Annotated in this window: 19 protein-coding genes; 7 read left to right on the plus strand and 12 right to left on the minus strand. The window is 44.9% G+C overall.

Going from position 1 to position 25,267, the window contains the following annotated elements; translation table 11 throughout:
• The first annotated feature begins 989 nt into the window (after positions 1–989).
• On the plus strand, positions 990–4,235 hold the full coding sequence (locus ACT6R0_RS17505) for a T9SS type B sorting domain-containing protein (protein WP_444655253.1): 3,246 nt from the start codon (positions 990–992) through the stop codon (positions 4,233–4,235).
• 52 nt (positions 4,236–4,287) lie between these two features.
• Here the strand turns inward: ACT6R0_RS17505 and ACT6R0_RS17510 are convergent, their stop codons facing one another.
• Positions 4,288–4,731, minus strand: coding sequence for a DUF4268 domain-containing protein (locus ACT6R0_RS17510; RefSeq protein WP_444655252.1), 444 nt, complete (start codon positions 4,729–4,731; stop codon positions 4,288–4,290).
• A gap of 51 nt (positions 4,732–4,782) precedes the next feature.
• Between ACT6R0_RS17510 and ACT6R0_RS17515 the strand changes: the two genes are divergently transcribed.
• Both ACT6R0_RS17515 and ACT6R0_RS17520 read left to right on the plus strand, forming a co-directional pair.
• Entirely contained in the window at positions 4,783–5,424 is a 642-nt protein-coding gene (locus ACT6R0_RS17515; protein ID WP_444655250.1) for an NUDIX hydrolase, read from the plus strand.
• Between the two features lie 39 nt (positions 5,425–5,463).
• Complete coding sequence (locus ACT6R0_RS17520) at positions 5,464–6,267, plus strand: lysophospholipid acyltransferase family protein (RefSeq protein ID WP_444655249.1); 804 nt, start codon at positions 5,464–5,466, stop codon at positions 6,265–6,267.
• Between the two features lie 65 nt (positions 6,268–6,332).
• On the opposite strand, the gene ACT6R0_RS17525 is transcribed toward ACT6R0_RS17520, so the two are convergent.
• The 5 genes from ACT6R0_RS17525 to ACT6R0_RS17545 all read right to left on the minus strand — a co-directional run bounded on the left by ACT6R0_RS17525 (position 6,333) and on the right by ACT6R0_RS17545 (position 11,695).
• Positions 6,333–8,465 (minus strand): outer membrane beta-barrel protein, encoded by a 2,133-nt coding sequence (locus ACT6R0_RS17525; protein WP_444655248.1) that lies wholly within the window; start codon positions 8,463–8,465, stop codon positions 6,333–6,335.
• A gap of 108 nt (positions 8,466–8,573) precedes the next feature.
• Positions 8,574–9,428 (minus strand): TraB/GumN family protein, encoded by an 855-nt coding sequence (locus tag ACT6R0_RS17530; RefSeq protein ID WP_444655246.1) that lies wholly within the window; start codon positions 9,426–9,428, stop codon positions 8,574–8,576.
• Between the two features lie 23 nt (positions 9,429–9,451).
• Complete coding sequence (locus tag ACT6R0_RS17535; RefSeq protein ID WP_444655245.1) at positions 9,452–10,093, minus strand: hypothetical protein; 642 nt, start codon at positions 10,091–10,093, stop codon at positions 9,452–9,454.
• Positions 10,094–10,097: 4 nt separating this feature from the next.
• Entirely contained in the window at positions 10,098–10,592 is a 495-nt protein-coding gene (locus ACT6R0_RS17540; protein ID WP_444655244.1) for an RNA polymerase sigma factor, read from the minus strand.
• A 41-nt stretch (positions 10,593–10,633) separates the two neighbouring features.
• On the minus strand, positions 10,634–11,695 hold the full coding sequence (locus tag ACT6R0_RS17545) for a DUF3810 domain-containing protein (protein ID WP_444655242.1): 1,062 nt from the start codon (positions 11,693–11,695) through the stop codon (positions 10,634–10,636).
• 297 nt (positions 11,696–11,992) lie between these two features.
• On the opposite strand from ACT6R0_RS17545, the gene ACT6R0_RS17550 reads away from it, so the two are divergent.
• The 4 genes from ACT6R0_RS17550 (at position 11,993) to ACT6R0_RS17565 (ending at position 17,278) form a co-directional block, all read left to right on the plus strand.
• The gene (locus ACT6R0_RS17550) at positions 11,993–12,253 is read left to right on the plus strand and encodes a (2Fe-2S) ferredoxin domain-containing protein (RefSeq protein WP_444655241.1); all 261 of its coding nucleotides are present in this window, start codon (positions 11,993–11,995) and stop codon (positions 12,251–12,253) included.
• 21 nt (positions 12,254–12,274) lie between these two features.
• A complete protein-coding gene (locus ACT6R0_RS17555) occupies positions 12,275–13,735 on the plus strand; it encodes an aminoacyl-histidine dipeptidase (RefSeq protein ID WP_444655240.1) in 1,461 nt (486 codons plus the stop codon).
• Positions 13,736–14,025: 290 nt separating this feature from the next.
• A complete protein-coding gene (locus ACT6R0_RS17560) occupies positions 14,026–15,063 on the plus strand; it encodes a hypothetical protein (protein ID WP_444655239.1) in 1,038 nt (345 codons plus the stop codon).
• Entirely contained in the window at positions 15,023–17,278 is a 2,256-nt protein-coding gene (locus ACT6R0_RS17565) for a hypothetical protein (protein ID WP_444655238.1), read from the plus strand. The genes ACT6R0_RS17560 and ACT6R0_RS17565 overlap by 41 nt, the downstream gene beginning before the upstream one ends.
• A 49-nt stretch (positions 17,279–17,327) precedes the next feature.
• Here ACT6R0_RS17565 and ACT6R0_RS17570 read toward each other — a convergent pair whose 3' ends face one another.
• From ACT6R0_RS17570 to ACT6R0_RS17595, 6 genes are all read right to left on the minus strand, one after another.
• Positions 17,328–17,846, minus strand: coding sequence for a DUF6265 family protein (locus tag ACT6R0_RS17570; protein WP_444655236.1), 519 nt, complete (start codon positions 17,844–17,846; stop codon positions 17,328–17,330).
• Positions 17,847–17,993: 147 nt separating this feature from the next.
• Complete coding sequence (locus ACT6R0_RS17575; protein ID WP_444655235.1) at positions 17,994–18,809, minus strand: AraC family transcriptional regulator; 816 nt, start codon at positions 18,807–18,809, stop codon at positions 17,994–17,996.
• Between the two features lie 100 nt (positions 18,810–18,909).
• A complete protein-coding gene (locus ACT6R0_RS17580; RefSeq protein ID WP_444655234.1) occupies positions 18,910–19,677 on the minus strand; it encodes a glycoside hydrolase family 16 protein in 768 nt (255 codons plus the stop codon).
• Positions 19,674–21,977 (minus strand): beta-glucosidase BglX, encoded by a 2,304-nt coding sequence (bglX, locus tag ACT6R0_RS17585; protein ID WP_444655233.1) that lies wholly within the window; start codon positions 21,975–21,977, stop codon positions 19,674–19,676. The genes ACT6R0_RS17580 and bglX overlap by 4 nt, the downstream gene beginning before the upstream one ends.
• 83 nt (positions 21,978–22,060) lie before the next feature.
• A complete protein-coding gene (locus ACT6R0_RS17590; protein ID WP_444655232.1) occupies positions 22,061–23,704 on the minus strand; it encodes a glycoside hydrolase family 16 protein in 1,644 nt (547 codons plus the stop codon).
• Between the two features lie 6 nt (positions 23,705–23,710).
• Positions 23,711–25,264 carry a PKD domain-containing protein gene (locus tag ACT6R0_RS17595; RefSeq protein ID WP_444655231.1) on the minus strand — a complete coding sequence of 518 codons (1,554 nt, stop codon included), beginning with the start codon at positions 25,262–25,264 and terminating at the stop codon, positions 23,711–23,713.
• Between the last annotated feature and the right edge of the window lie 3 nt (positions 25,265–25,267).

The following is a 25,267-nucleotide window of genomic DNA, read 5'->3' on the forward strand; positions in this document are numbered from 1 at the left end:
ACTGCATCTTGTGGGAGAGTATGTCATCGCCTTTTTTTAGAACCCCTTCATCATAACGATGAAGGGGTTTTTGTTTTATAATATCTCGAATTAAGATTTGCATAGATGGTGTTACAATGTGTTAAGCCAAACAGCTCTATCCGGGCATCGCTTTTTTTTAACCCTACACAAACCGAATGTGTTTTATTTTAGATCTTTAATTAACGGACAAATAGTAAGGTTTGATCTTTAGACCGTATCATATTGTTTAGAGTATATCCTTTATACGAACAGGGTATAATGTATATTTCTACTGCGAAATATTGTTACATAGTCACTATAAGAATGACCTTCTGTCATGCTCACAGCACTTTAAAAAACATTTCGTGATTTCTATGCATAAAGAGTTATTAAAGAATACTCCGAATAAAACTGCAACACGGCCTTCCAGATATTATAGGAGAAGTGGAATTGTTGACCCTAACATAGATAATAGCTCAAAAAAATAAGGTCTATAAAGCGAATTTGACCCGCTTAAATTTTCTCTTTGATGTAAGATTATTCATTAACATATTCATTTTGTACACTTTAAGATTTTTTTGGCAATCCGAGTGAGAATTTTCATCACATATATTTTGATAATTCAATTTATTTCATTATCTAATAATCTGTTTTTAGTTAAAATTTGATAATATTCTGTTGATAATTTATTAAAATTAAAAGAAATATTTAAAAATTAATAAATTTTAACACAATACGTAAATTAAATATATTTTAAATATTTTTTTCATAATTGACTAAGGTACAGTAATTTGTAATTAATATAGAATATTTAAAATATAAATATTGCAAAAATTATCGACCAAATACATTTGTAACTAACTAATAATCAAATATTTATATGGTTTCTTTTGTAATATTGCAGAGTAGAAAATGATGAAGTAATGTACTTCTTAACAATCGTGTAGGAATTAAGGGTTAAGAAGTAATTAATGTAAATAAACTGAACTATGAAATTTTTCACTACTCTCTTTGTTGCGGTTATTTTATTCTCAAATTCTGTTAGTGCACAGCTTTCAGATTTTAACCTTCAAGTGTCTAAAACAGACGAAACGTGCCAGGGTAATGGCTCATTGTCTTTTACAGTATCAAACACTACTGTAAATGCTGCGATCTTGTACAAAGTGTATATGTTGCCGGATACCAATGCTCCTATAGCGGTTTTGTCTCAAAATGTTTTGGGAAGCCTCTCTTCTGGTACTTATAAAGTTGTGGCATTCCAGTCTTTGGGTAGTCTTTTGAATACTAAAGAGCAAAACATAACCATCGCCAGCAATATACAGCCATTTAACTTTAGTGTGACTTCACAAGGCCAGGGTTGCAGCGGAAGCGGTACAATCATCGTGAATACATTAAGCGGTATTGCTGCTTCTTATGAGATCATATCCGGTCCTGTTACAAGGCCATTACAAACTGCTAATACATTTACCGGTCTGCCATCGGGCTCTTATAATGTAAGGGTTTTTAATAATTGCGGGGTAGGCAGGGTAAAAACCTTTAACCTTAATGTTGTAAATGCGACACTTTCTATATCTGGAGGCGATTATGCCGAAGGAGGCATGGCGTGCGATTCGATCACAGTGAATAACACGATCACTCCATCGCAGGGCAGTATCAATTATCCATTGCAGGTGCGTTATACACTTTCGCCCATGACATTGGGTGGGGATCAGATCGTTATTGATCAGGAGTATGTTACGGGTTCTCCGGATTCGCTTACTATAGCTGCGGTTTTGCCCCGACTTGAAGAAGCTTACGATTATGACATAACTGTTACAGATAATTGTAATGCCGTATATGAGAGGATAGGAGATGTTGTTGATCCGTCTGTTTATCTGACATTGTCGACAGGTGATGCGCCATGTGCAGAAAAATATCTTATACTAAATGCGTCAAAGTACACTACATCATATACTGTTAACTTTATTAGTTTTCCTCAAGGTTTCGATCCGGCAGCATTCAATTCTGCAGGGCCATTTACAGAGCCAACCTTAAACTATGGTAGTGATACTGATCCGGTGCCTTTTGGAAATTATGAAGTTGAAATAACAGATATATGTGGAAGAATGGTTAGAGCTTCATTACTAATAGAATTTGAGAAGCCTGTACCATCTGTGAGTGGTGTTAATAACGGATGTTTTTCTGAGTTCGGCAAGATAAGGGTAAGTGTTCCTAAGCAAAAAGTCGTAACGGCAACTATAATCGCGGCCCCGGGAACTTATACAGCTACGCTTCCTAAAAATGTTACGTCAAACATTAATTCAACAGGTAAACTTGGACTTAATGACATGCCATTAGGAACCTATACGATTATTTTTACAGATGACTGTGGTTTCGAATATCAGGAAGATGTTGTTGTGCCTGCTTTTGTTGAGAAGCCTTTCAACATTGCTACCCTTCCTGCTTGCGAAGCCGGTTTTGGAACTGTACGTGTTAGAAGTGGTAATGGGGACCTTCAATCGGTGTCAATAATTGCAGCCCCTTCTGCATATGGATCTGGAATACCTCATGATGTAACGAACATCCTATATGATGGCGACTTATATATGTCCGGCCTTCCGGAAGGTACATATACGTTCAGGGCAACTGATATTTGTGGTATAGTGTCTCATCAGACAATTAATGTTGAAGGGTACAGGGCTCCGGTAAACAGTTATGTTTATACACCAAATTGCGGCGGATTTTCTGTTAAGGTTACCGATGGCAGTAATGGCCTTGAAGGCTCTTCATACTGGTTGCAAAAATATAACCCTGCAACAGGTAAATGGGGACATCCCGGAAACAATACTGTTTATGCCGAAGGGACAGTACCTGGTACGGCCAACAGCATAAAGCTCAATAATAATACTGTACGCAATAACCTCAACTATTCAGGTAAGTTCAGGATAGTAAAAAAGTTTGACACCTTTGGTAATGGCGTTGCCGAAAACCAGGTGTGTTTGAGCATTTTGGGTGAATTTGAATATACTGAGGCTTTTACGATCAACTCTGCCTATTCTCTTGCATGCCTTGGCCAGCCAAACGACATCATGCTTGATGTTACCGGTTATCCTATTGCGTACAGGATCGTGAAGAAAGACAATGTTTCATACATAGTGAACAATGGTACCAGCAATGTGTTCTCTAACCTGGCGCCGGCTGAATATACATTTGAGATCGAAGATTCATGTGGCAACATTGTAAAGAAGAGGCTGAATGTACAATCGCTTCCGTCTATAGCGGATGCTACGAATCCTGGTGATATGATCATTTGCGCTGGATCAGGGACCGTTCTAAACCATGAGTTCCATCTTACTGACCAAAACCGGGGAGTACTTGGTCCATTACACAGCGCTATGTATACCATTACATACCACCTTACAGAAGAAGATGCGCATAATGGCGTGAATGCTTTGCCGGAATACTATACTAACGTAACCAACGGTCAGGAGATTTTTGTAAGGCTTGTACATAACCAAATATCTATATGCCATGGGGTTACTTCTTTCAAACTGTTCATAGGTGACTATCAGGAGCCTGTGATAACTGCCGAAGGTACAATATGTGATAACGGAGCGTTACTGCTTACAGCCAATGCAGGATACAACAGCTATCTTTGGTCGACCGGCGAAACTACACGCAGCATCATGGTATCTGATCCGGGCGTATATACAGTTATTGTTGAGAAAGCTTACGGCACCAAGGTTTGTGACGGTTTTACAGAAATTGAGATCAAGGCATCGATCACCCCAACGATCACAACGATCGATACAAAAGACTGGACAAGGGATCAAAATGAGATCACTGTTAATACCAAAGAAGAAGGCGCGTTCGAGTATTCGCTTGACGGAGTGAATTATCAGCCGGAAAATGTATTTAGCGGACTTGAAGCAGGAGTATATACGATCTATGCTAAAGATAGTAACGGTTGCGGGATAGATACCAAGCAGGTAGTACTGATGAATTATCCTAACTTCTTTACGCCGAACGGCGATGGTGTACACGATAAATGGCGCATCAAATATTCGATGATGGAGCCAGAGATGAAAGTGACGATATTTGACCGATACGGCAAGCTGGTAACCTCATTTGGATCTAACCATGAAGGCTGGGACGGAACACTGAACGGCGTACAGCTTCCATCAACCGACTACTGGTTCGTAGTTACAAGACAAGACGGCAGGGAGTTAAGAGGCCACTTTGCAATGCTTCGATAACCCAGGTTACTTAAAGATAAAAAGGGCCTGCTATTTAAAGCAGGCCCTTTTATTATGTGTTAATATCGAGATCGCGGATGTAGTCCTCGTACTCGTAAAAAAAGCGCTCAAAGGCATCCATGCTGATATTGAAAAACCGGAATATCACTGCCCAACTGGCCATGTTGTAAAGGCTTATACCTGTTAATTCTACCCACACCCGGCTAATGACCTTGCCGTTCTCCAGATAAAAATTACGCTCGAATACAGCTTCAGGCAAAAATTCATCGAGTAGGATATTTTTTAGCGATCCCATTTTTTCGAAGTATATGATGCGCTTGTCATCTTCTTTCGGCTCAATGTCGAGCATTACCTGGGCTTTTTTATTGTCAACGTAAAATTTAAAAGTAACGTCTTTAATTTTAGTGTCATACAGCAGCCACTTTCTGGGATACGCATCAGCGAATGCGGTCCAGAATTCTTTTTTCATTTTTTGAGCCTCAGCTTTGCTAAACATACATTTTATTTTGATGCATTTTGGAGTATCTTTATGATGAAATCCCTACAAATGCTTTTTACCGAATTTACAAAATACATCCCAAAGATACTACAGCAACAGCTTCCTGCCATAGATGCGCACATGAAAATGTCGCCTTTGGAACGTGTACCTACGCTGAACAAGGGATTTTACAAAGATAAAGACCCACGCATTTCGGCGGTAATGATGCTTTTTTACCCGATAAACGGGCAGGCACATCTGGCGCTTATAAAACGAAATGCCTATCCGGGTGTTCACTCCTCACAAATATCATTTCCCGGAGGAAAGGCTGAACCTGGCGATAAAACCCTTGCAGATACAGCCCTTCGTGAAACCTTCGAAGAGATAGGAGTACTGCCGGGCGCGATAGAGGTCGTTATGCCATTCTCAGAAATATACATACCACCCAGCAATTTCCTGGTGTACCCTTTTTTGGGGGTTTCCGCCGATGAACCTGAATTCGTACCTAACCCTGAAGAGGTCGTAGAGCTAATACATCTCCCGTTGGACGAAATGCTGGACGATTCGATAGTGGTGAATGCCGAGATGCGAACTTCTTACGCACAAAGTCTTACTGTGCCCGCATTCCGGGCCGGCGGCCATATAGTATGGGGCGCTACCGCGATGATAATGAGCGAACTTAAAGAAACTATAAAAAGCGCCTTAAAATAGTATCGTTTTCGTAAGTTTGCGGTTTACTTTGCTATAATCATGGGTTTATTTAAAAGAAATCCCTTCGGACATATACTTTTCCTGAAAAAATGGCTCATACGCGTGTTCGGTATGCTTACGCACCGCCGCTACAGGGGCTTTAACGAACTGCAGATAGACGGCTCGGAGATCATCCGTGCGCTGCCTGACAGGAATGTGCTTTTTATTTCCAACCACCAGACTTATTTTGCAGATGTCGTGGCCATGTTCCATGTGTTCAATGCTTCGCTCAAAGGCCGTGAGGACAATATTAAGGATGTAATGTACATCTGGAACCCCAAGCTCAATATATACTATGTTGCGGCTAAAGAAACCATGAAAGAAGGCCTGCTGCCCCGTATACTTTCCTATGCAGGTGCCATAACAGTAGAGCGTACGTGGCGTGCTAAAGGAAAAGACGTACAGCGTGAAGTAAACCCTAATGATACAGAGAACATCCGTGTAGCACTCGAAGACGGCTGGGTGATCACCTTTCCGCAAGGGACTACAAAGCCGTTCAAGCCCATCCGTAAAGGTACGGCACACATCATCAAGCAGCATAAGCCCATTGTTGTACCTATTGTTATCGATGGTTTCCGGCGTTCCTTCGACAAGAAAGGCCTGCGCCTGAAGAAGAAGGGAATATTGCAGTCTTTCATAATAAAAGAACCATTACAGATCGATTACGATAACGAAAGCGTAGAATCGATCCTTGAGAAAATAGAATATGCCATAGAGCAACACCCCTCGTTCCTTAAAGTTATACCTACCGAGGAAATGGAAAGGCAGGAGGAACTCAACCAACAACGGAAGTGGCAGTATTAGATCAGAGGCGATCTGCCCGGGCAGACTAATATAAAATAAAGAGAGAGGCCCGCAAGCCTCTCTCTTTATTTTATCACATCCTGCGACGGCTGCTGTTGTTGCCCATTATTCAGGATATTGCTTTCCTGGGCTTGTTTGTTCCGGGTCGGTATTTTATAGCTTAATGATAGGCCGACCCTCCTGGAGTCGAAACTGCTGTTGTAAATCAGGTTCGTACCTACCGCGCCGAATTCCTGCTTGTTGGTATTGAGCAGGTCGTTTACATATAATGATACCGACAGGTTATCTGACATGAACTTCCGCGAAAACGTAAGGTCCAGCGACTGGTAGGCCGGACGCTTTACCGTATAATAGTAATAGTTGCCTCCGGTGGTAGTGGTGTTGAAGTTAGCCATAAGCTTCACCTTCTTCGGCAGGATGATCTGTGAGGAAACGTTGAAGTTCCATACCGGCTTGGTGTCAATACCCGGGATCTCGTGAAGCTGGTTGCCCGCGTACAGGTAAATGAAATTGATCTCATCCGGGTTAAAATCCATTTTCAATACCGCGTCAAGGCCTTTGGTAAACAGCATGTAAGGGATCGGCAAGCCAATATTGAAGTTCCGGATGCTTGAATTCGGGATGTTCACCGAAACACTTGCCGCACCATCGTCGTTCTGGATGATCCTGTTTACGATAATGTCCTTTGCATCGGTATATGAATAGCCTATCGTGAAATATTCGAAAGCGCTAAGCTCCACCTCATAATTGTTAAAGATGGCCGGGTCAAGGTTCGGGTTGCCAAAAAAGCCCACGTTCGGGTTTTGGTAATTGGTGTTATTGGGGTTAAGCGAGCCGGTATCAGGCAGGCTTATCTTTTTGTTGAAGCTGGTATTAATGTGTACCTGCGGCATCAGGTTGTATTGTATCGTAGCATTAGGGAAAAAGCGCGTCAGGTTGAAGGGTATCAGGTCATCGGTATCGGTATTTCCTTTAATGTCATATGATTCCAGCCTTCCGCCCAGTATAAAGTCGAACTTTTTATAGGTTACCTGCCCTTCGGCATAGGCAGCGTAGGTAGAGCGCGTATATTCAAGGTTAGTAGTGCCAAAGCTCTCAGCTGTAAAGTCAAGATGGTCGGCCAGAACTCCTGCGTTTACCTTGGTTTTATCCAGCACATTGAATTCCTGTGTATAATCAGTTTTGAACTGCACAAAATTTTGGTCACTGTTGTTCTCGAGCACATTGGCATCATTCAACCTTGAATTCATGCCAAAATCACTTTTATTATTATTGAAATTCAGGCGGAAGTCCAGTTTTTTCAGGGTATTGTCAAAGCGTTTTTGGTAAGTGATCATCCCATCATGATAAAAGCGGTCGGTCATGCTTTTGTCGTCAGTAAAAAAAGGATCGCCCGACGTAATATCTGTACCCGTTGCGGCTACATATGATGTATTCTTATTGGTATTGAAGTCGTAGTTCAGCAGCAGGCGGTCCTTGCCCAGCTCAATTTTAACGCCTGACCTGAGGTAATAAAAACGGTTCACCCTGTCGGAATAGTTTTGTGTAAGCAGGAGGTCATCTGCGGCGAACCGGCTGGTCTGGTACCCTTCGTTATAGCTTTGCCCACCGTTTAGCTGCCAGCTGTAGCCTTTTCCGCCCGAGCTTACGAGCAGGCTGTTGTTGAACCGGTGCCTGGAGTCTTCATATTTGGTATAGCTGTAGCCGTTGGAGTAGGTGGCCGATAAATATTGCTTCGAATTTTTGGAGGAGATGATGTTGATGATCGCCCCACCCGATGTTGCCGGGAATTCGGCGCCGGGGTGCGTAATGATCTCCACTTTTTCGATGGAGTTGGCCGGTAGCCCTTCCATGTAGGCGGTAAGCTCGTTAGAGTAGATGTTCAGGGGCCTTCCGTCCATATACACTTGTAACGCCTTGCCCTGGTACATCATCCCCGCAACGTCGGATATGATGAGACCCGGAAGTTTTTTAAGCCCGTCCATAAGCGAACCCGAATTGAGGTGTGCCTGGCTTTCAAAATCAAATATCACCCTGTCGGCCCGGCGCTCGATCGCTTTTTTCTTCTTTTCGATGACAAGTTCGTCCATTTCGGTCTCCATTGTGCGAATACTGTCGGTTTTGATAGTGTCGTTCGCAACCTGTGCGAACATTCCGACAGAAGCCAAAGTGATAAGTAATGCGTAAATGTATTTCATAGACTGGTAAGGTATTGGTCGAATATGAAAAGGCCTGTACAATTTACAGGCCGATTATAATTATATGTAAGGTTTTTTTTAAAAAGGTATAACGCCGCTATGAAAGGATTATTTTACAGCTTCCACTTTATACCCTTTTTTTCTTAACAGTGCGATCACGCCTTTATCTCCGCCCAAATGCGCTGCGCCTACGCCAAAGAATGTTGGTGTTTTTTTAGCGGCTTCTTCGATCTTAGGTATCCAGTTGGCATTGCGTTTGTCGAGCAACACATCGGTGTTGTCGCCGTAAAATTTGTTTTCTTCGGCATTCATGAAATCCATCAGGGCGTTAAGGTCTTTAGCATTGTAAAGCTCGAGCATCTTGCTGAACATGGCTTTGCCTTTTTCGGTACCTTCCTTTGCCGACTTTATCAGTTCCTTCATTTGCTCATCGTAAGGTATGGCATCAAATACAGCAAATTGCTCCTCTAAACTTTCAAGGCCGTAGGTTTCCTCATTTTGTTCTTTAGTAACGTTCATCAGGGCATCCTCAACAGATCTTATCGTACAGTCCACCATCTTAGGCATTACCATCATCCCTACCAGCGATGGTTTGAACTTATCCATCATTTTTATGCCCATGCCCGTGTTTTGTACCAGGTAATCGTCAATTAGCTTCAGGTCTTCTGCGCTGGCCATAGTGCTCAGGGTCTTTCCGTCTTTCATCATCATGCCGCTCATCATTTTCATGGGCAGGCTTGGGTCGTCCATATCCATTTCAAGGTATAGCTGCTTGGTATCATCCAGTGCTTTTAGCGTTTTTTTGTCCAGTGTGTTATCGCATACAATGTGCATGGTGCCGTAAATGTACGATGGGTTTTTAAGCCCGTTCCCGGATATTTTCCAAAGCAGGCCCTTATCCAGTTTTTGGGCATTGGCAAAAAAGGCAACAAGGCTAAAGGCGGCGATCAGTAATTTTTTCATGGCAGGTTTTGGTTTAGTTGGGTTTAGAAATCGAGTTTTTTCAGTTCCTCATAGTTACGGTGCAGGCGTTTCAGGAGAAAGCCGTATATCAGTTTGTAAAATAGCCATATGAACAGTATGAAAATAGCCATACATATGATAGCGGCGGCAATGTATATGAGGTAGAACATCGATGCGTCGCCGTTCGCCTCATATTTGCTTAAAGTATCCAGAAGTACAGGGTCTCTCTGGAAGAAGATCGTGAAGATCACAACACATGAAACAATGATGAACAAAATATTTGCAATAATATAATTGCTTACGGTTTTGCGCGTGTTCAGTATGTTTGCCATGAGTGTTTTTACGTTATCGGTAGCCGTTATCTTCCTATAATTGATATAGAATTTACAGAAAAAGTAAATGATGATCATGTAGCCTATCACCGTCATGGGTATGGTAATGTAATCTACATGCAGGTTATCCATTTGTTTTGTGCTTTGGCTGTCCTTCATCAGGAATGAAATGCCCAGCCAGAATACAAATTCCAGTATGCTGATGATGAGTATCCATTTTACGATGGAAGACGACTTTTTATGCAGCATGGCATAAATGTCCTGCTCGGAGAATTTGGGGAAGTTCTCCGCAGTCCTCTTCCAGTTTTGTTTTAATATATCTAACTCGTCCATTTTATTATGGATTTAATATTTTCTTCAATTTTCCTTTTATCCTGTTCATTTTCACGCGGGCGTTCACTTCGCTGATGCCCAGCGTTTCGGCGATCTCGGTATAGTCCTTGTCTTCCAGATACATGAACACGAGCGCCTTTTCAATATCGTTAAGTTGCTGCACGGCCTGGTAAAGAAGCTTTATGTGCTCCTCTTCCTCATAGTTGTATTCGTCCTGGTCTATTTTGTGCAGCTTGTTGTCAAATTCTATGGTTTCTACCGTACGGGTCTTTTTACGGTAAAGGGTAATGGCAGTGTTAAGCCCCACCCTGTAGGCCCAGGTAGTGAATTTGGCATCGCCCCTAAATTGTGGGAAGGCTTTCCACAGCTGAATGGTTATTTCCTGAAAAAGGTCTTTGTGGGCATCTTCATTATTGGTGTAGAGCCTGCATATCTTATGTATCAGGTTCTGATTTTCCTGAAGCTGGTTTACAAATGACTTTTCAAGTGATGCACTCATGCTGCATTGGTAGGTGAAACAACTAATTTGTTACAGGCGCATCATAATTCTTTATCAGAATAATAATTGACCAGCAGCCCCACGAACTTGCTATACGTCTTGAGGCCGTCCTTTTGATTGTTGGCCTTTAGGAACTTATCGTAAACGAATTCGAAAATGTCCTCAACAAAAGAATCGTATTCCTCACTGAATTTTTCGCTCTCCTTAAAGTTAGCCAGCACTCCTTTACTGATGAACGGCGCAAGGGTTTTGGCAAGCTTTTCGTCTTTCCGGGCAATGTTGTTCATGCAGTATTTAAGGGCAAAGGAATAGCCGGAATATTGAAAATAAGCATCATCATTATAGATCGAAGCCATGTACCCTATAAAGTTGGCCTCGCTTTCGCTGGCATAGCCTATTTGATGCGACATCTCATGGCATGCGGTTGTGGGCAGGTTATATTTGGGCAGGTTGCGGTTTACCTGCGCTTCATTGGTAAAGGGGTTAAGATAGCCGCCGAAACCCATGTAGGACAGGGGAGTGCTCATAAGTGACGACTTGATGCTCTCATGCTCAAACGCAAAATAAGGAAAAGGCTTCGCCAGGTTTTGGTACCCGTTTATCGACTTTAAATAGATCTCTTCCACAGTATATGGGCTAACGATCTTCACGCTGTCATTCTTTTCGATATGCGCATGGATGGCATTGGTTTTTATGATGAGCCTTTTGGTGAAAGCCACAAGCTCTGTCAGCTCGTAATCTTTCCCGATGCCCATTTTTTCATGCAGGGGTACGCGCCTGTAGTTAAGCGCCCATAAAAAATTGAACAGGAAATAAAAAATGGAAAATGCCGCGGCCATCGTCAGCAGGTTGTCCTTATATTCCTTCCGCCAGGTCTTGCGCCTTAGCCAAAGCCAGCGAAGGCAGAGGATGATGGCAATAAAATAAATGATGTCGCCTATCGATATGCCTGTCCATCCCAATAATACCCGCGAACCTTTCGATAGCAAAGGAAAGATCCCGTTGCTGTAAAAGCGCTCTACAAAATCTGGGAAAAGCCCCAGCACGTTCACTATGATCATTTGTACAACAAGGAGCAGGGCAAGGACTTTCTTTTTCTTCATGGGGCGGTATTGATACTGTAAATATAGGGTGTTTTTTAATATCGTTAGCAAGTATAAACGACCTCACCCCCAGCCCCTCTCCAAAGGAGAGGGGAGCTTGGAACGAGTGCCAGCAGTAAAATTAATCGCTTCTTTAAAGTTTGATAGTTGTAATCTTCAATTTGATTTTTTATACCCATCCGAGAGAAGCTTCTCCCTCTCCTTTGGAGAGGGTTGGGGTGAGGTCAATAAATCAATTTACGATAGTAAGTAAACGACTATAAGTCGTATTTTTGTCATAGCAAACAGGACACCTCAATGAAGAAGATCGATGCGCCGGAAAAAGTTATATTCATTTGCGACGGCAAAAAATGCAGCCGCTACAATAATGAGGTGTTCAAAGGCTTTAAGCACCTTATAAAGGAATACGGCCTGAAGCGCAATGTAGTGCTTACGTGCATGGAATGTACCGACAATTGCAAAACGGCCCCCAACATCTGCCTGCAGCCGCAAAATATTTGGATAGGCGAGGTAGGGGAGAAGGACGTAAAAGATATTTTTAAGAAGTATATAGTATAATCAAACAACAAACAAACATAAATGAGCCAGGAAATAAGGAACCTTGAGCCAAAAGCGCTCTGGAATAAATTTGCCGACCTGAACGAAGTGCCGCGCCCATCCAAAAAAGAGGAAAGGGTAATTGCCTTCATGAAAGATTTTGGCAGCAAGCTCGGCCTTGAGACCATTGAGGACGAAGTGGGTAACGTGATCATTAAAAAGCCGGCCACCAAAGGCATGGAGAACCGTAAGACGATCGTGATGCAGAGCCATCTGGACATGGTACACCAAAAGAACTCCGATACGGTGTTCGACTTCGATACGCAAGGCATCGACATGTATGTGGATGGCGACTGGGTGCGTGCAAAAGGGACAACCCTGGGCGCTGACAACGGCCTTGGGGTAGCGACCATCATGGCGGTACTGGAAAGCACTAACATTCCGCACCCGGCCATTGAAGCGCTTTTTACTATTGATGAGGAAACCGGTATGACCGGCGCGATGGGCCTTAAAGGTGGATTATTAAATGGCGTGATCCTGTTAAACCTCGATACCGAGGAAGACGATGAGATAGACATCGGCTGTGCCGGTGGCGTAGACGTGACCGCAGAAAGGCAGTACCACGAAGAAGACGTTCCTGAAAACTCAGTAGGCTACAGCATTACCGTGAAAGGGCTGAATGGCGGCCATTCGGGGATGGACATCCACAAAGGATTGGGCAATGCCAACAAGATCATGAACCGCCTGCTGTTTGACAGCTTTGAGAACTTTGGCCTGCAGATCGCTGAAATAAACGGCGGCAGCCTTCGCAACGCTATTCCTAGGGAGAGTTTTGTCAAAGTGATCATTTCCGAAATATTCGATGAGGCTTTTGTATTCGACATGCAGGAAGTGATCAACGACATCAAAACCGAATTCAAAACCACCGAGCCGAACCTGGAGATATTGATAGAGAAAGCAGATACGCCTTCCAAAGTAATGGAACTGGGTGTACAGGAAGGGTTGATCCGCGCGCTGTATACTGCCCATAACGGCGTGTACCGCATGAGTGCCGACATGGCCGATCTGGTGGAGACTTCCAACAACATTGCAAGGGTGATCGTGAAGGACGGGAAACTGTCTGTAGGCTGCCTGACGCGTTCATCTGTTGAAAGCAGTAAGTTAGACCTTGCCAATGCTTTGCGTTCGGCATTTGAGCTTATAGGCTGCGAGGTGACGTTCTCCGGTTCTTACCCGGGATGGACACCTAACGTTAATTCGCCTATACTTGACGTGCTTACCGAGATCTACGAAAAGCAGAACGGCAGCAAAGCCAATGTAGTAGCCTGCCATGCCGGACTTGAATGTGGCATTTTGGGGACGAACTATCCTGAAATGGATATGATATCCTTCGGGCCGACCATAAAAGGCGCGCACAGCCCCGATGAAAGGGCAAGTATATCATCAGCACAGAAGTACTGGAAGTTCATACTGGAGATACTGGAGAACATACCAAAGAAGTAACCGGTCTTTTACCACATAGCTACATAGCTTTTAGAAGTAGATAATTCAGGCTAGTTGAGAACACAAGGCTAAAGCTTCGCTTCACTATGTGCGCTATCGGCGTCTGTCATTTATACGTGGTTATATGCCTATGTATCTATGTGGTTAAATAAATTAATGTTAGACTCTAACGATATAGATCGCATTAAAACCTGTTTAGAAATAAACAGGTTTTTTATGAAAATAATTGAAGCAAAACATATACTTTTAACAGGCTTTTACGTTAGTCTTTTATAATCCCAACCTTACTGATGAAACCCATGATCCTGTCGCTCTTCGCGGCACTTTTGCTGTTATCGTGTACCGAGCACAAAGCAGTGCGCGTTGAACGTTCGTTCTACTTTTGGAAGAATGCATCCTGGAACCTTGCCGATGCTGAAGATACTCTGGTAAAGTCGGTAAAAGCCAAAAAGCTGTACGTGAAATTCTTTGAGGTGGAGTCGGATGACCTGTTTGGCAGCATTCCCACGGCCAAAACACAATTCCACCTGTATGACCCGGACAGTAATTATACGGTAGTGCCGGTAGTATATTTACGTAACGAGGTATTTAAAAAATGCACCCATGGAGGTCTGGATTCGCTCGCGGACAATGTAAACTTCCTGATCAGGAAATATGCTGTCCAGGTAACCAGGGACAGCATAGGTTTTGGGCGTATTAAGGAGTACCAGATGGACTGCGACTGGACACCTTCTACAAAAGACAATTATTTTTATTTCCTTAAAAAGCTGAAGGCGCTGTCACAGAAAAAGATCAGCTGTACGCTGCGGCTGTATCCGTACAAATATCCTGATAAAATGGGTGTGCCACCGGTGGATAGTGCCATGCTGATGTGCTACAACCTGATACACCCGCTGGAAGACAAAAAGAAGAATACCATACTTGATATAGACGAGCTGGCCAGTTACCTCGACACCGATGAAAAATACCCGCTGCATCTGGACATTGCCCTGCCGGTATATTCGTGGGCCCAGCTGTACCAGAACAATAAGTTCCGCGCGATCCTCCACAGCAACCCAATTGCCGATGGAGGTTTCCGTAAAACCGAGGGTTTATGGTATGAGGCGGTGAGGGATACTGTGGTAGATGACATTTTCATCCGCAGAGGCGACAGGATCAAGCAGGAAGAAGTGACAAAAGAAGCCCTGGCCGAAGTGATACAACTGATAAAGAAGAACGTACCGCTGGACGACACCATTACCGTTGCGCTTTTCCACCTAGATGAAGGACAATTAAAAAAATACAGCCATGAAGAGATCGCTCGCCTTTACACTGCTTTTACTGAGTAGTGTTGTGCAAACTGCCCGCGCCTGCTGGTATTATCCTACTGGCGACGATATCCGTTACTGCTTTTTTAAGGATTATCTGGGGAGGTATCCGGGGTATGGCATGTTCAATTATACAGCGTCCTATTTTTTATATGACCCACCTATAGATTACCGGCAGGATAGGGATACCGACCCAAATATAGCGTTATGGAGGAGCTACTGCAACAATAAAGTATCGGCACAGAGTGTGGAGGATGCAGTATACGGCAATGCCATCTTTGACAATGAGATGCTGGATCACCTGAACAAAATAAACGATAAAGAAGCACTTGAGTATTTAAGGTTTGCGAAAGAGATCGAGAGTATGAACGAATACTATGAAGATCCATGGGAACGCGATGCCGACATTGTTGCCCCAAAGCGCAAAAGCAGGATAGATATCGCCATTGACAAGGCAAGGTCCGCAAAGAATGCGCTTATCAGGTCACGTTATTATTTCCTGGCGATACGCATGGCATTTTATAACAAAGACTATGCTAAGTTAAGAAGTATATATGATGGTTATTTCGCTAAAAAACAGCCCGGGAATATTATCGATTATTGGAGCCTTTACTTTAGGGCCGCCGCCGAAAAAGATCCGGCGCTGCAAAGCTATTACGCGGCACTGGCCTTCGCACAAGCGCCGGACAAGCGTTTCGTGGCATCCTATTATTTCCATAATGAGTTACCGTTAGCAGAAGTACTGAAGCATGCCAAAAACAAGAAAGAAGCAGCTGAGATCTACGAAATGGCAGGTATGCGAAAAACCGATCGATCGTTGAAGTTGCTGGAAGGCATTTACAAAAATGACACATCGTCGGAAGCTCTTGGTTTTTTGCTCGTGCGCGAAATGAACAAGCTGGAGGACTGGATCTATACGCCGTATTATTCCTATTTCAGTCCGTCGCTGTCAGAAGATCCGTGGCAGCCTGAAAAAAACACAACACCGCTCCTGCTGCAAAGGATAGCCGACGACAGGCAGTATGCGGCAAAGCTGCTGCGGTTTGTTAATTCGGTCGATCTGAATAAGGTACATGATGCTGAGGTGTTCCGTTCGGCAAAGGCATACCTCTTATTTATGGTAAACGATCATAATGGCTGCCTCTCATATATCAACTCACTAAAGCACGATTTGCCAAAGGATACAGAGCACCAGCTGGCGCTGATCAAGGCATTGTGCCTTACGGCCAACCAACCCAAAGGCAGCGCGGTAATACCAGGGTTGGTAAAGGCATTGCTCATGTCGGAGCTGGAAAACCACAATGAAAAGTTTGTATTCGCCATAGGCCGTGAACTGGAGTACCTCGGCAATACCACCGATGCAGCGCTGATCTATTCGCACCTTAACGACACGGAATGGAAGGCAAAGGACCAACGTACGCCTTATTACAATGATTATTACCGCTACTGGTTCGAATATATCGATGGGACCTATAGCACTACTGCGGTAAAAAACCTTATTTCGGATATAAACAATAACCGTAAAAAGGACGCATTTTCCAGTTGGCTGTATGCCAAAGCAACAGATGTGAACGAGTTGAATGACCTTTTGGGGACAAAGTACCTGCGCCTCAACAGGCTGCACGAAGCGCTTGCGGCCTTCAACAAAATGGCGCCCGATTCACGCAGTACCGGGTATTTGGATGACAACCCATTCTATGAATTTAAATATACGCCCGATTTTGTCGAGCGGAGAGACAGCATACAACTTACCAAGGCCGATATAACGAAGCACCTGATAAAATACATAGCAAAAGGTGCCGACCCTGCCGAAAAGGATAGGGATTATTATAACTTCCTTGCAGCGAATTGCTATTACAACATGACCCAGAATGGCAATACCTGGTACATGCGGCGCTATACATGGTCGAGCGTCAAGCTTACCAGTTCACTTCCCGATGAGGACGATTTCCATAATTGCGATCAGGCAAAGCAATACTTTTTGGAGGCTTATAAATATGCCAAAACACGGAAATTCCGTGCGCTGTGCTTAAGGCTGGCGGCAAAATGCGAGCATAAGAAAGTGGAATATTGGCACGTAACCACAAAAGATGATTATAACACCAGCAGCTACGATTATGCCCTTGCCCACAACAAGTACAGGGATAAGTTCAGGAAGCTCTATCCATCGTATTACAGCGACCTGTATGAATCGGGGTGTGCCTCTTATTTTAGGTATTTTGAGGCACGGCGGTAACGATAAACCCTGCTTTAACGGCAGGGTTTCGTATTATATAAGTCAAAAATTACTGCCTTTTCATTTCAAAAGTTTCAGTGGCCGGCTTGCCTTTCTGCATGCCGGATATTTCAGCCACTAGCGAGTCGTTGGTAATTTTGTTATACGTTATCTTGCTCGGGAAGTCATGCTTCAGGTTCTCAAAAATCATTTGCGAATCGGACGATGAGGTTAGCTCAAACGGCGTGGCCTGGCCGTTGTTCTGTCCCGGTACGGTAACATTGTACACCAGTTTGCCATTTGATTCTTCGAGTTGGATACTTTCAGAGAAAACGGTGTCTTTGCCTATCACAAAATAGCTTTCGCCGTGGTACACCGAGTCGTTTTCCTTATTCCACTTCTCGGTCAAAATGCCCTCGGGTGTAGTGTTGCCCCAGCTGCCGATAAGCCAGGCTGCTTTTTTCATCAAAGGATATGTCTTAACATCAGGCGCATTGGTCGCTATACTTTCCGTTTCCTTTTTGCTGTTGCACGATAGCACTGCCCCGCATACTATTGCAGTTGATAAAAGCGTAAGTGTCCTATTCATTGTTATGATTTGTTTTGATGCAAATATGCAGTTTGGATAAACAGCAAAATTGTAAAAAAGCGACATAAGGTATTATTATCATGATCGGAATTACTGCTGAGTGAGCACGTTTCGCCCTTTCCTTCGGAGAGGGGTTGGGGGTGAGGACTATTCATCAAAAACAAAATGTTTTGCCATCTCTAAATTCTCCGAAAAATACTGCTTAGGGTTGAGTCCGGTAAATTCTTTAAAATCCCTGATGAAATGTGCCTGGTCATAAAATCCACTGTCATAGGCCACATTCGTAAAGCTTATAAATTCTTTCTTTTCGATAAGCTGTAACGTATTCTGGAACCGTATGATGCGCGCCAGGAACTTTGGAGAAAGCCCTACTGCAGCGACAAATTTCCGCTCCAATTGGCGCTGCCCTATTTCTAACTCATCTGCCATCTTATCAATGCTTACGCTGCCTTCGCTTTTCAGGAGGGATTCCACACAATATTCTACATCTCGGTTATCATAAGCGACCGACATTAATTTTTTCAGGAGGAAATTTTCAACGGTGGCTTTGCGGTTTTCATTATTGTCGCATGCTATCATCGCAGCTTCCAGAGCGATCCCGTCATCGCCCCATATTTCAGCAACGGTCAGTGCCCTTCCGGTAAAATTATTTACATCAACGTCGATGAATGGCTGCAGTCCCGCAGGATTGAAGCGTGTACTGAACAGCCCCACCGCCCCGGTTGGCTGCACCTCTATGTACGATCGTATCTGCCCGTACAGGATACCTCGCGGCTGCAGGGACGAAGTCCCGTCCGGCTCATGCTTACGGAAAAGCTCGCCGTAATTAAAGATCAGTTCAATGCAACCGTCAGGAAAAATGCGTTCCCGTTCTTTGGGTCCATCGGCACCGGCATCCAGGCTCCAGTGGTAGCGTACCTGCCGGGCCAGTTCCTCTCTGGGATCATAAACGTTATATTCCATGTTCTTCTAAAAAGCAATAATACGATTTTTAACAACAGGCTTACAATGAAAAAGGGCACCTTCTCAGGCACCCGTTCTTCGGAACTAACTCAAGTCTATTTTAGTTGGAATATACTCTTACATGATCAATGTGGTACTCTTGCGGGAAAATACTGTCGTCTACATCCGGCCCGCCAAAGTTACCGCCTATCGCCATATTCAGCAATATGAAGAAAGGCTGGTCAAAAGGCCAGTTCTCCTGGGTTTTGTTTTCCTGCGTATAAGTGAACAGTACTTTCTCATCCACTAGGAAATCGATCTTATCGGCCGTCCAGTTCACAGCATACGTATGCCATCCTTCCTCGATCTTAGGGAATGCTGTACGGTGTCCCAGGGCATTGCCACCGTGGCGGTCTTTAAAATGCAGGGTATTGTACACCATGCCCGGGTCTTTGCCCACATATTCAATAATGTCTATCTCTCCGGCCAACGGCCAGCTTACCTGGCCAATGTTCGAGCCCAGCATCCAAAAGGCAGGCCAGATGCCTTTTCCGGTAGGTATCTTGGCACGCGCCTCGATATAGCCGTACTTGAACTCTTTCTTGCCGGCAGTGGTTATACGGGTCGAGGTATATTTGTCGCCCTCTTTCTTTGCCGTTATGATAAGGTGTCCGTTCTCCAGCCTGTGGTTGTTTTTAGTATAGATCTGGCGTTCGTTGTTGCCCCATCCACATACGTTGGGGCAGCCGTCTCCGGTCTCAAAGTTCCACACCTTCTCGTCAAGCTTTTTGCCGTTAAAATTCTCTTCCCACACCAGCTTGCCTTTTTTCACCTGTGCCGAAACTGTCAGGGCCGACACAATTGCTATCGCTATCGCGGTTCTTTTCATGGTTTTGCATCTTTATTATAGCTGAATCCTGCCTCCAGCGATGTTGATGAGCTTCCACCCACGAACACCCTGAAATCACCCGGTTCTGCTTCCCACTTTTCATTCGCGGTATAAAATTCGATCGTTCTCTCGTCGATGGTAAATGTAACTGTTTTTTTCTGTCCTGCCTTTATCTCAACAAGTTCAAAGCCTTTCAGTTCCTTTACCGGCCGTGTGACCGACCCGATAAAGTCCCTTATGTATAGCTGCACTACTTCCTTGCCGTCAACTGCGCTGTTATTTGCCACATCTACAGATACGGTTAATTTTCCTTTCGCCGCAAACGATGGGCTGCCCAGCTTCAGGTTGCTGTACTCAAATTTAGAGTAGCTCAATCCGTGCCCAAAAGGGTAGAGTGGGGTAGGCTGCTCATCGATATAATGCGACCAGAAAACGCTTTCTGTAGGCTGTCCGTTGCCCGGCCTTCCCGTGGCTTTATGGTTGTAGTATATAGGCGCCTGGCCTACGCTTCTTGGGAAGCTCATTGGCAGCTTGCCACTCGGATTGTAGTCGCCATAAAGTACTTGCGCGATCGCGTGCCCGCTTTGCGTGCCCAAATGCCATGCTTCCACAATGCTTGGGATATGCTGTGCTGCCCATGGCAACGCCAGCGGCCTTCCGTTGGTAAGTACCAGTACAATGTTCGGATTGGCTTTATATACCTCTTCCAACAATTCCTGCTGAACGCCCGGCAGACCAAGCTCGGCACGGCTACGGCCTTCTCCGGTCTGCAATCCGTGCTCGCCCAATACCATGATCACTACGTCGGCACCTTTTGCAGCATTTACAGCCTCGCCGAAGCCGCTTTTATCGGTCATGTTTATCTTTGTCTCCACAATGAATTTGGGGTTGCCCAGCGCCACATCGGCACCTTTGGCATATACCAACTGGTTGCCCTTGTATTCCTGGAGCCCTTCCATTACAGATACGGCAGTGTTATCATCGGCCCCGATCCTCCAGCTGCCCAACGGGCTGGTCTTGTCATTAGCCAATGCGCCTATCACCGCGATCTTCTGCCCCTGTTTTTTTAGTGGCAGCAGCTTTTTGCTGTCATTCTTTAAAAGCACTATCGACTTTTTGGCCATGTCCAGCACACCATCATGGAATTCCTTTTTGCCTATGGTTTGTTTTTCACGCGTTTCGTCACAGTATTTGTACGGGTTATCAAAAAGGCCAAGTTCAAACTTTACCCTTAGTATACGGCGCACGGCATCATTTATTTTATCTTCAGATACCTTGCCTTCCTTTACCAGGTTTGCGAGGTGCAGCACATAACCGTGCGATTCCATATCCATATCGCTGCCGCCGTTCGCGGCAAGTTCTGCGGCATGCTTCAGGTCTTTCGCATAGCCGTGGGCCATCATTTCGCCCATTGAGCCCCAGTCCGACACTACAAATCCCTTAAAGTTCCATTCTTTTTTAAGCAATTCCCTTTGCAGGAATGCGTTGCCTGTCGCGGGGGTGCCATCAACCTCGTTAAACGAGTTCATGAAGGTAAGAGCACCTGCATCGGCGGCTGCCTTGAATGGCGGCAGCACTATATTATGAAGCGTGTTATGGCTTATATCTACCGTATTATAATCTTTGCCAGATTCGGCAAAAGAGTACCCTGCAAAGTGCTTTACGCAAGCTGCCAGGTTAAATTCGCCCAGGTCTCCCTGAAATCCCTGTACCCTTGCAACAGCAATAAGGCTGTTTAGGTAAGGGTCTTCGCCCGCGCCTTCCATAACGCGGCCCCAGCGTGCATCCCTGGACACATCTACCATAGGGGCAAAAGTCCAGTTCAGTCCCGAAGCTGCTGCTTCGGCGGCAGCTATCCCTGCCGATCTTTTTATGGCCTCCATGTCCCAGCTCGCCGCTTCGGCAAGTGGTATGGGGCTTATGGTCTTATATCCGTGGATCACATCATAACCAAAAATGACCGGTATTCCCAACCGGGTCTGTTCCACGGCAATTTTTTGCAAAGCCTTTACATCCTTTACACCCTTTACGTTCAGCATAGAGCCTACCCAGCCTTTTTTTAAGTGCTCATACTTCTCGGCCGCGTCTCCGTCTTTTGGCGCCGGGCCCGTTACATCCCAAAAACCGTTATATTGGTTCATCTGGCCCACTTTCTCTTCAAGTGTCATGAGCTTCAAAACCGAATCTACTTTTCGCTCGATCGGCAATGATGATGAAGCAATATCCTGTTTTGTGGAACTGCATCCCAGTGCTATGGCAAGGAGGGCTGCCAGGGCATATTTTGGTAAATTATATTTCATTATAATTTTTTAGTGTCCAATGGGGCAGGGAAGCCGCTTTTAGGGCTTCCCTCCGCACTGGATATTAGAACAGATGTTTTATATTATTCGAAAACCTTTACGTAATCTACCTCCATTGTCGACTGGGTAAAGCCGGGAGCGATAGCGCCGCCCATGTTGCCACCCATTGCAACGTTGAATATCAGGAAGAAATCATGGTTGAAAGGAACAGTAGGGGAGTTGGCAAATATTTTAAACTGCTCACCGTCTACATAGAATTTAATAAAGCTTGGGCTCCATACTAATTCATAAATGTGGAAATCATTAGAAACGCCCGCAACTGTGGTTGAAGAAGTATTCGCATTACCGGCAGAATGCCCGGGATAGTGAAGCGTGCCGTGAATGACATCCTGCTGGTTGCCCACGTGCTCCATAATGTCGATCTCTCCGCATGCCGGCCATGTAAAGCCCGGTTGGTTGTGGTTGGCACCCAATGCCCATAGCGCAGGCCATGTACCGCCGCCCGTAGGAAGTTTGGCACGTATCTCCACCCTTCCGTAAGTAAACTCTTTTTTGTCCTCGGTCGTCATACGGGCAGAGGTGTAGTTAAAGCCGTTAAAGCTTTCGGCCTTTGCAGTGATCCTTAGTGATCCGCCGGTCACAGTAGCATTTTGGGCCCTGTAGTATTGCAGCTCGTTGTTACCCCATCCGCCGTTGTTGCCGGTCTCCAAATTCCACTTAGTTGCATCCGGAGCACCTTCGTAGTTAAACTGGTCTTCCCATGCAAGGGTATTGTACTCAGGCTCTTCAGTTCCGTACGGTGGCTCTGTACTGAATACCATGTACCAGGCGTTCGCGGTACTGTTGCCCTGTAAAAAGCGAACCTGCATCCTGTTGGCCGTAATTTCCATTATCTCAAACGTGTGTGCCCCAATGTAGTAGCCCATGAAACCGTTATTAGATATCGTAAATTGCGTACCTGTGCTCACATTGGCCACATACGAGCTCGATGCTCCAAGGGTAACGTTCTTCACGCCCGAAACATCGTGTGGCAGGCAGGTATCGGTCCCTATTGCAGTTCCGCCTATTTCGGCAGTGTAATCTTTGTTCACAAAGGTCGCCCCTCCGTTATCATGTTCAAATTTGATCAAGCCGTCAACAAGGCTAAAAGTAAATTTGCTGTTGTAAAAGCAATCGCTTGCCTCGGCTCCGGCCTTTTCAAACGGAGCCGCAGAGTACCATGACGGCCAGTTGTTTGCACCGTCAGGAGTGTTAGGGCCTACGCCAAGGTGTCCTTGCTCGGCTGCTTTAATGTACCATACTTTGCTTGCGCCGCCCGTAAGGAACTGTGTAGTTTCCTCATCCTGAAAGTTAAGCAGAACATTCTCTACCATAAAAGAAGCTGTTGTAGCAACACCACCTTTGCCATAGGCTACTACTGTAACTTCGTAAGAGTTCACGCCCTGCGTTGTTGCCGTATATGGGAAATTCCCGCCGGAAACCGTTCCCGCATCATTGCCTTCCACAATGAATTTGTAGCTAATGGCATTATCAGCGCCGGCATGCATCACTATCTTCCCGGTACCGTCACCATTTGGAAATTCGGCCGACTGACCAACAATATCATAGCTAAAGGTAAGGTTTGTCGGGGCAACCAGGTCGCCAAACTTCTTGTCGTCGTCCTGGCATGCTATCACAAGCATAAGCAGTGCCGCCAGAATGCTGAAAGGTTTTAATATCTTTTTCATGCTTTTTTAATTGTTTACAAGTTTAATGTCATCAAAATAGTAATTCGCGCCTGTACCCGGCTGACCTCCACCAAAGAAGATAACGATCTTCCTGTAATTGTTGGCGCTTACAATATCGTTAAAATTAAAGGTCATTTCCTCCCATTGATTAGCAACAGACGTGGATACAACGCGCTCTATGTTGTTCGTTCCGGCCATGTTTTCAAATTTCACGATCACAGGGGTTCCTGCTGTAGGGCTCCATACCTTCATCTTAATAACTTTATTTGTAGTAAAATCAATAGGGTCGGTCATGGTCAGGAATGAGCCTGCCCATACCTGGCTGCCAACAGGCTTAAAGAACTGAGCCACTTTTGCGCTTGGGTTCGCAGGGCCAATGTGTGGATTGTTTATTACAGATGTCGCTGCTCCCTGGAAACTTTCAAAATCATAATCTACTCCTCCCTGTTCAAATGTGATAGGGAATGCAAGCGGAATACCTGTAGCCGACTGTACAATGTCATCAAAATAGTACGTATCGCCCGTTCCGTTGTTTGCTGCATTAAAGAAGAAAACAAGCTTGGAATACTGCTGTGCAGTACTTGCAGATGAATAATCGAATACCAATTCTTCCCATTGGTTGGCGACAGTTGTTACCGCAGTCGCTTCGTGGCCCACCTGGCCGTTCGTAAGGTTCTCAAGCTTAAGCAATACAGGAACTCCTGCTGCCGGCGACCATACTTTTACCCTGATGAATTTATTTACAGTAAGGTTTACAGGTGTGTCAAGCGTCAGGAAGCCACCCGTATATACCGCACCTGCTGCCGGAGTCATCGCTGCAACGTTGGCACTGGTATTAATACCTCCTGAATGCGGATTGGCAACTTTTGAACCTGTAGCGCCATTAAAGTTAGTAATGGCATAATTCAGTGTAGGGTTCTCAAAATTTATAGGCAACAGCAATGGGTTGTTTATGGTCACATCCTGTGTGTAAACAGCCGTAGCAGCGCCGCCGCTGTAAGCAATAACCGTTATCGTATAGGTACCAATAGTAGCATAGGTATGCGTAACCGCAGGAGCGCCTTCATTATACTGAACTGCCGGAGCCAACGGGTCCTCTCCAAAAAATATGTCAAAGTGCGTCTCGTAGTCGGCCTCAGCGGTAACATTGATCTTGAACGGATTCCCTACCGTCGCGGTAATGGTTACCTCAAGGTTCTCAGGCTGTACGAATGTCACGGTAAGTGGCAGGGTAACTTCTGTCGTTTTGCCGTTAATTCCCGTCGCTATTATCTTAACGCTGTACTGGCCTTCGGTATATACGTGGTTTACCTTTCCGCCTGCCTGCACGGCCGCAGGGGCTTCGGTGCCGTCACCAAAATATATTTCATATGACACCACTCCTTCGCCATGGGGCGCAATGGTAACAAGGCCGCTATTATCCTGAGTAATGGTGAACAGGGCCGAAATGTTTTGCGGCGCGTCGGCCTTATCGGCAAATGTGGTATCGCCGTCTTCATCAGAGCAGCCTGCAAGCAATGCTACGAACAGGATGCTGAAAATAAATTTTATCTGTTTCATATC

Source organism: Flavobacterium sp. (assembly GCF_052437795.1).
Lineage (GTDB): Bacteria > Bacteroidota > Bacteroidia > Flavobacteriales > Flavobacteriaceae > Flavobacterium.

Bases quoted from the DNA above. Each gene is read 5' to 3' on its own strand.
- ACT6R0_RS17505 (WP_444655253.1), top strand. From the start codon at position 990: ATGAAATTTTTCACTACTCTCTTTGTTGCGGTTATTTTATTCTCAAAT.
- ACT6R0_RS17510 (WP_444655252.1), bottom strand. From the start codon at position 4,731: ATGTTTAGCAAAGCTGAGGCTCAAAAAATGAAAAAAGAATTCTGGACC.
- ACT6R0_RS17515 (WP_444655250.1), top strand. From the start codon at position 4,783: ATGCTTTTTACCGAATTTACAAAATACATCCCAAAGATACTACAGCAA.
- ACT6R0_RS17520 (WP_444655249.1), top strand. From the start codon at position 5,464: ATGGGTTTATTTAAAAGAAATCCCTTCGGACATATACTTTTCCTGAAA.
- ACT6R0_RS17525 (WP_444655248.1), bottom strand. From the start codon at position 8,465: ATGAAATACATTTACGCATTACTTATCACTTTGGCTTCTGTCGGAATG.
- ACT6R0_RS17530 (WP_444655246.1), bottom strand. From the start codon at position 9,428: ATGAAAAAATTACTGATCGCCGCCTTTAGCCTTGTTGCCTTTTTTGCC.
- ACT6R0_RS17535 (WP_444655245.1), bottom strand. From the start codon at position 10,093: ATGGACGAGTTAGATATATTAAAACAAAACTGGAAGAGGACTGCGGAG.
- ACT6R0_RS17540 (WP_444655244.1), bottom strand. From the start codon at position 10,592: ATGAGTGCATCACTTGAAAAGTCATTTGTAAACCAGCTTCAGGAAAAT.
- ACT6R0_RS17545 (WP_444655242.1), bottom strand. From the start codon at position 11,695: ATGAAGAAAAAGAAAGTCCTTGCCCTGCTCCTTGTTGTACAAATGATC.
- ACT6R0_RS17550 (WP_444655241.1), top strand. From the start codon at position 11,993: ATGAAGAAGATCGATGCGCCGGAAAAAGTTATATTCATTTGCGACGGC.
- ACT6R0_RS17555 (WP_444655240.1), top strand. From the start codon at position 12,275: ATGAGCCAGGAAATAAGGAACCTTGAGCCAAAAGCGCTCTGGAATAAA.
- ACT6R0_RS17560 (WP_444655239.1), top strand. From the start codon at position 14,026: ATGAAACCCATGATCCTGTCGCTCTTCGCGGCACTTTTGCTGTTATCG.
- ACT6R0_RS17565 (WP_444655238.1), top strand. From the start codon at position 15,023: ATGAAGAGATCGCTCGCCTTTACACTGCTTTTACTGAGTAGTGTTGTG.
- ACT6R0_RS17570 (WP_444655236.1), bottom strand. From the start codon at position 17,846: ATGAATAGGACACTTACGCTTTTATCAACTGCAATAGTATGCGGGGCA.
- ACT6R0_RS17575 (WP_444655235.1), bottom strand. From the start codon at position 18,809: ATGGAATATAACGTTTATGATCCCAGAGAGGAACTGGCCCGGCAGGTA.
- ACT6R0_RS17580 (WP_444655234.1), bottom strand. From the start codon at position 19,677: ATGAAAAGAACCGCGATAGCGATAGCAATTGTGTCGGCCCTGACAGTT.
- bglX (WP_444655233.1), bottom strand. From the start codon at position 21,977: ATGAAATATAATTTACCAAAATATGCCCTGGCAGCCCTCCTTGCCATA.
- ACT6R0_RS17590 (WP_444655232.1), bottom strand. From the start codon at position 23,704: ATGAAAAAGATATTAAAACCTTTCAGCATTCTGGCGGCACTGCTTATG.
- ACT6R0_RS17595 (WP_444655231.1), bottom strand. From the start codon at position 25,264: ATGAAACAGATAAAATTTATTTTCAGCATCCTGTTCGTAGCATTGCTT.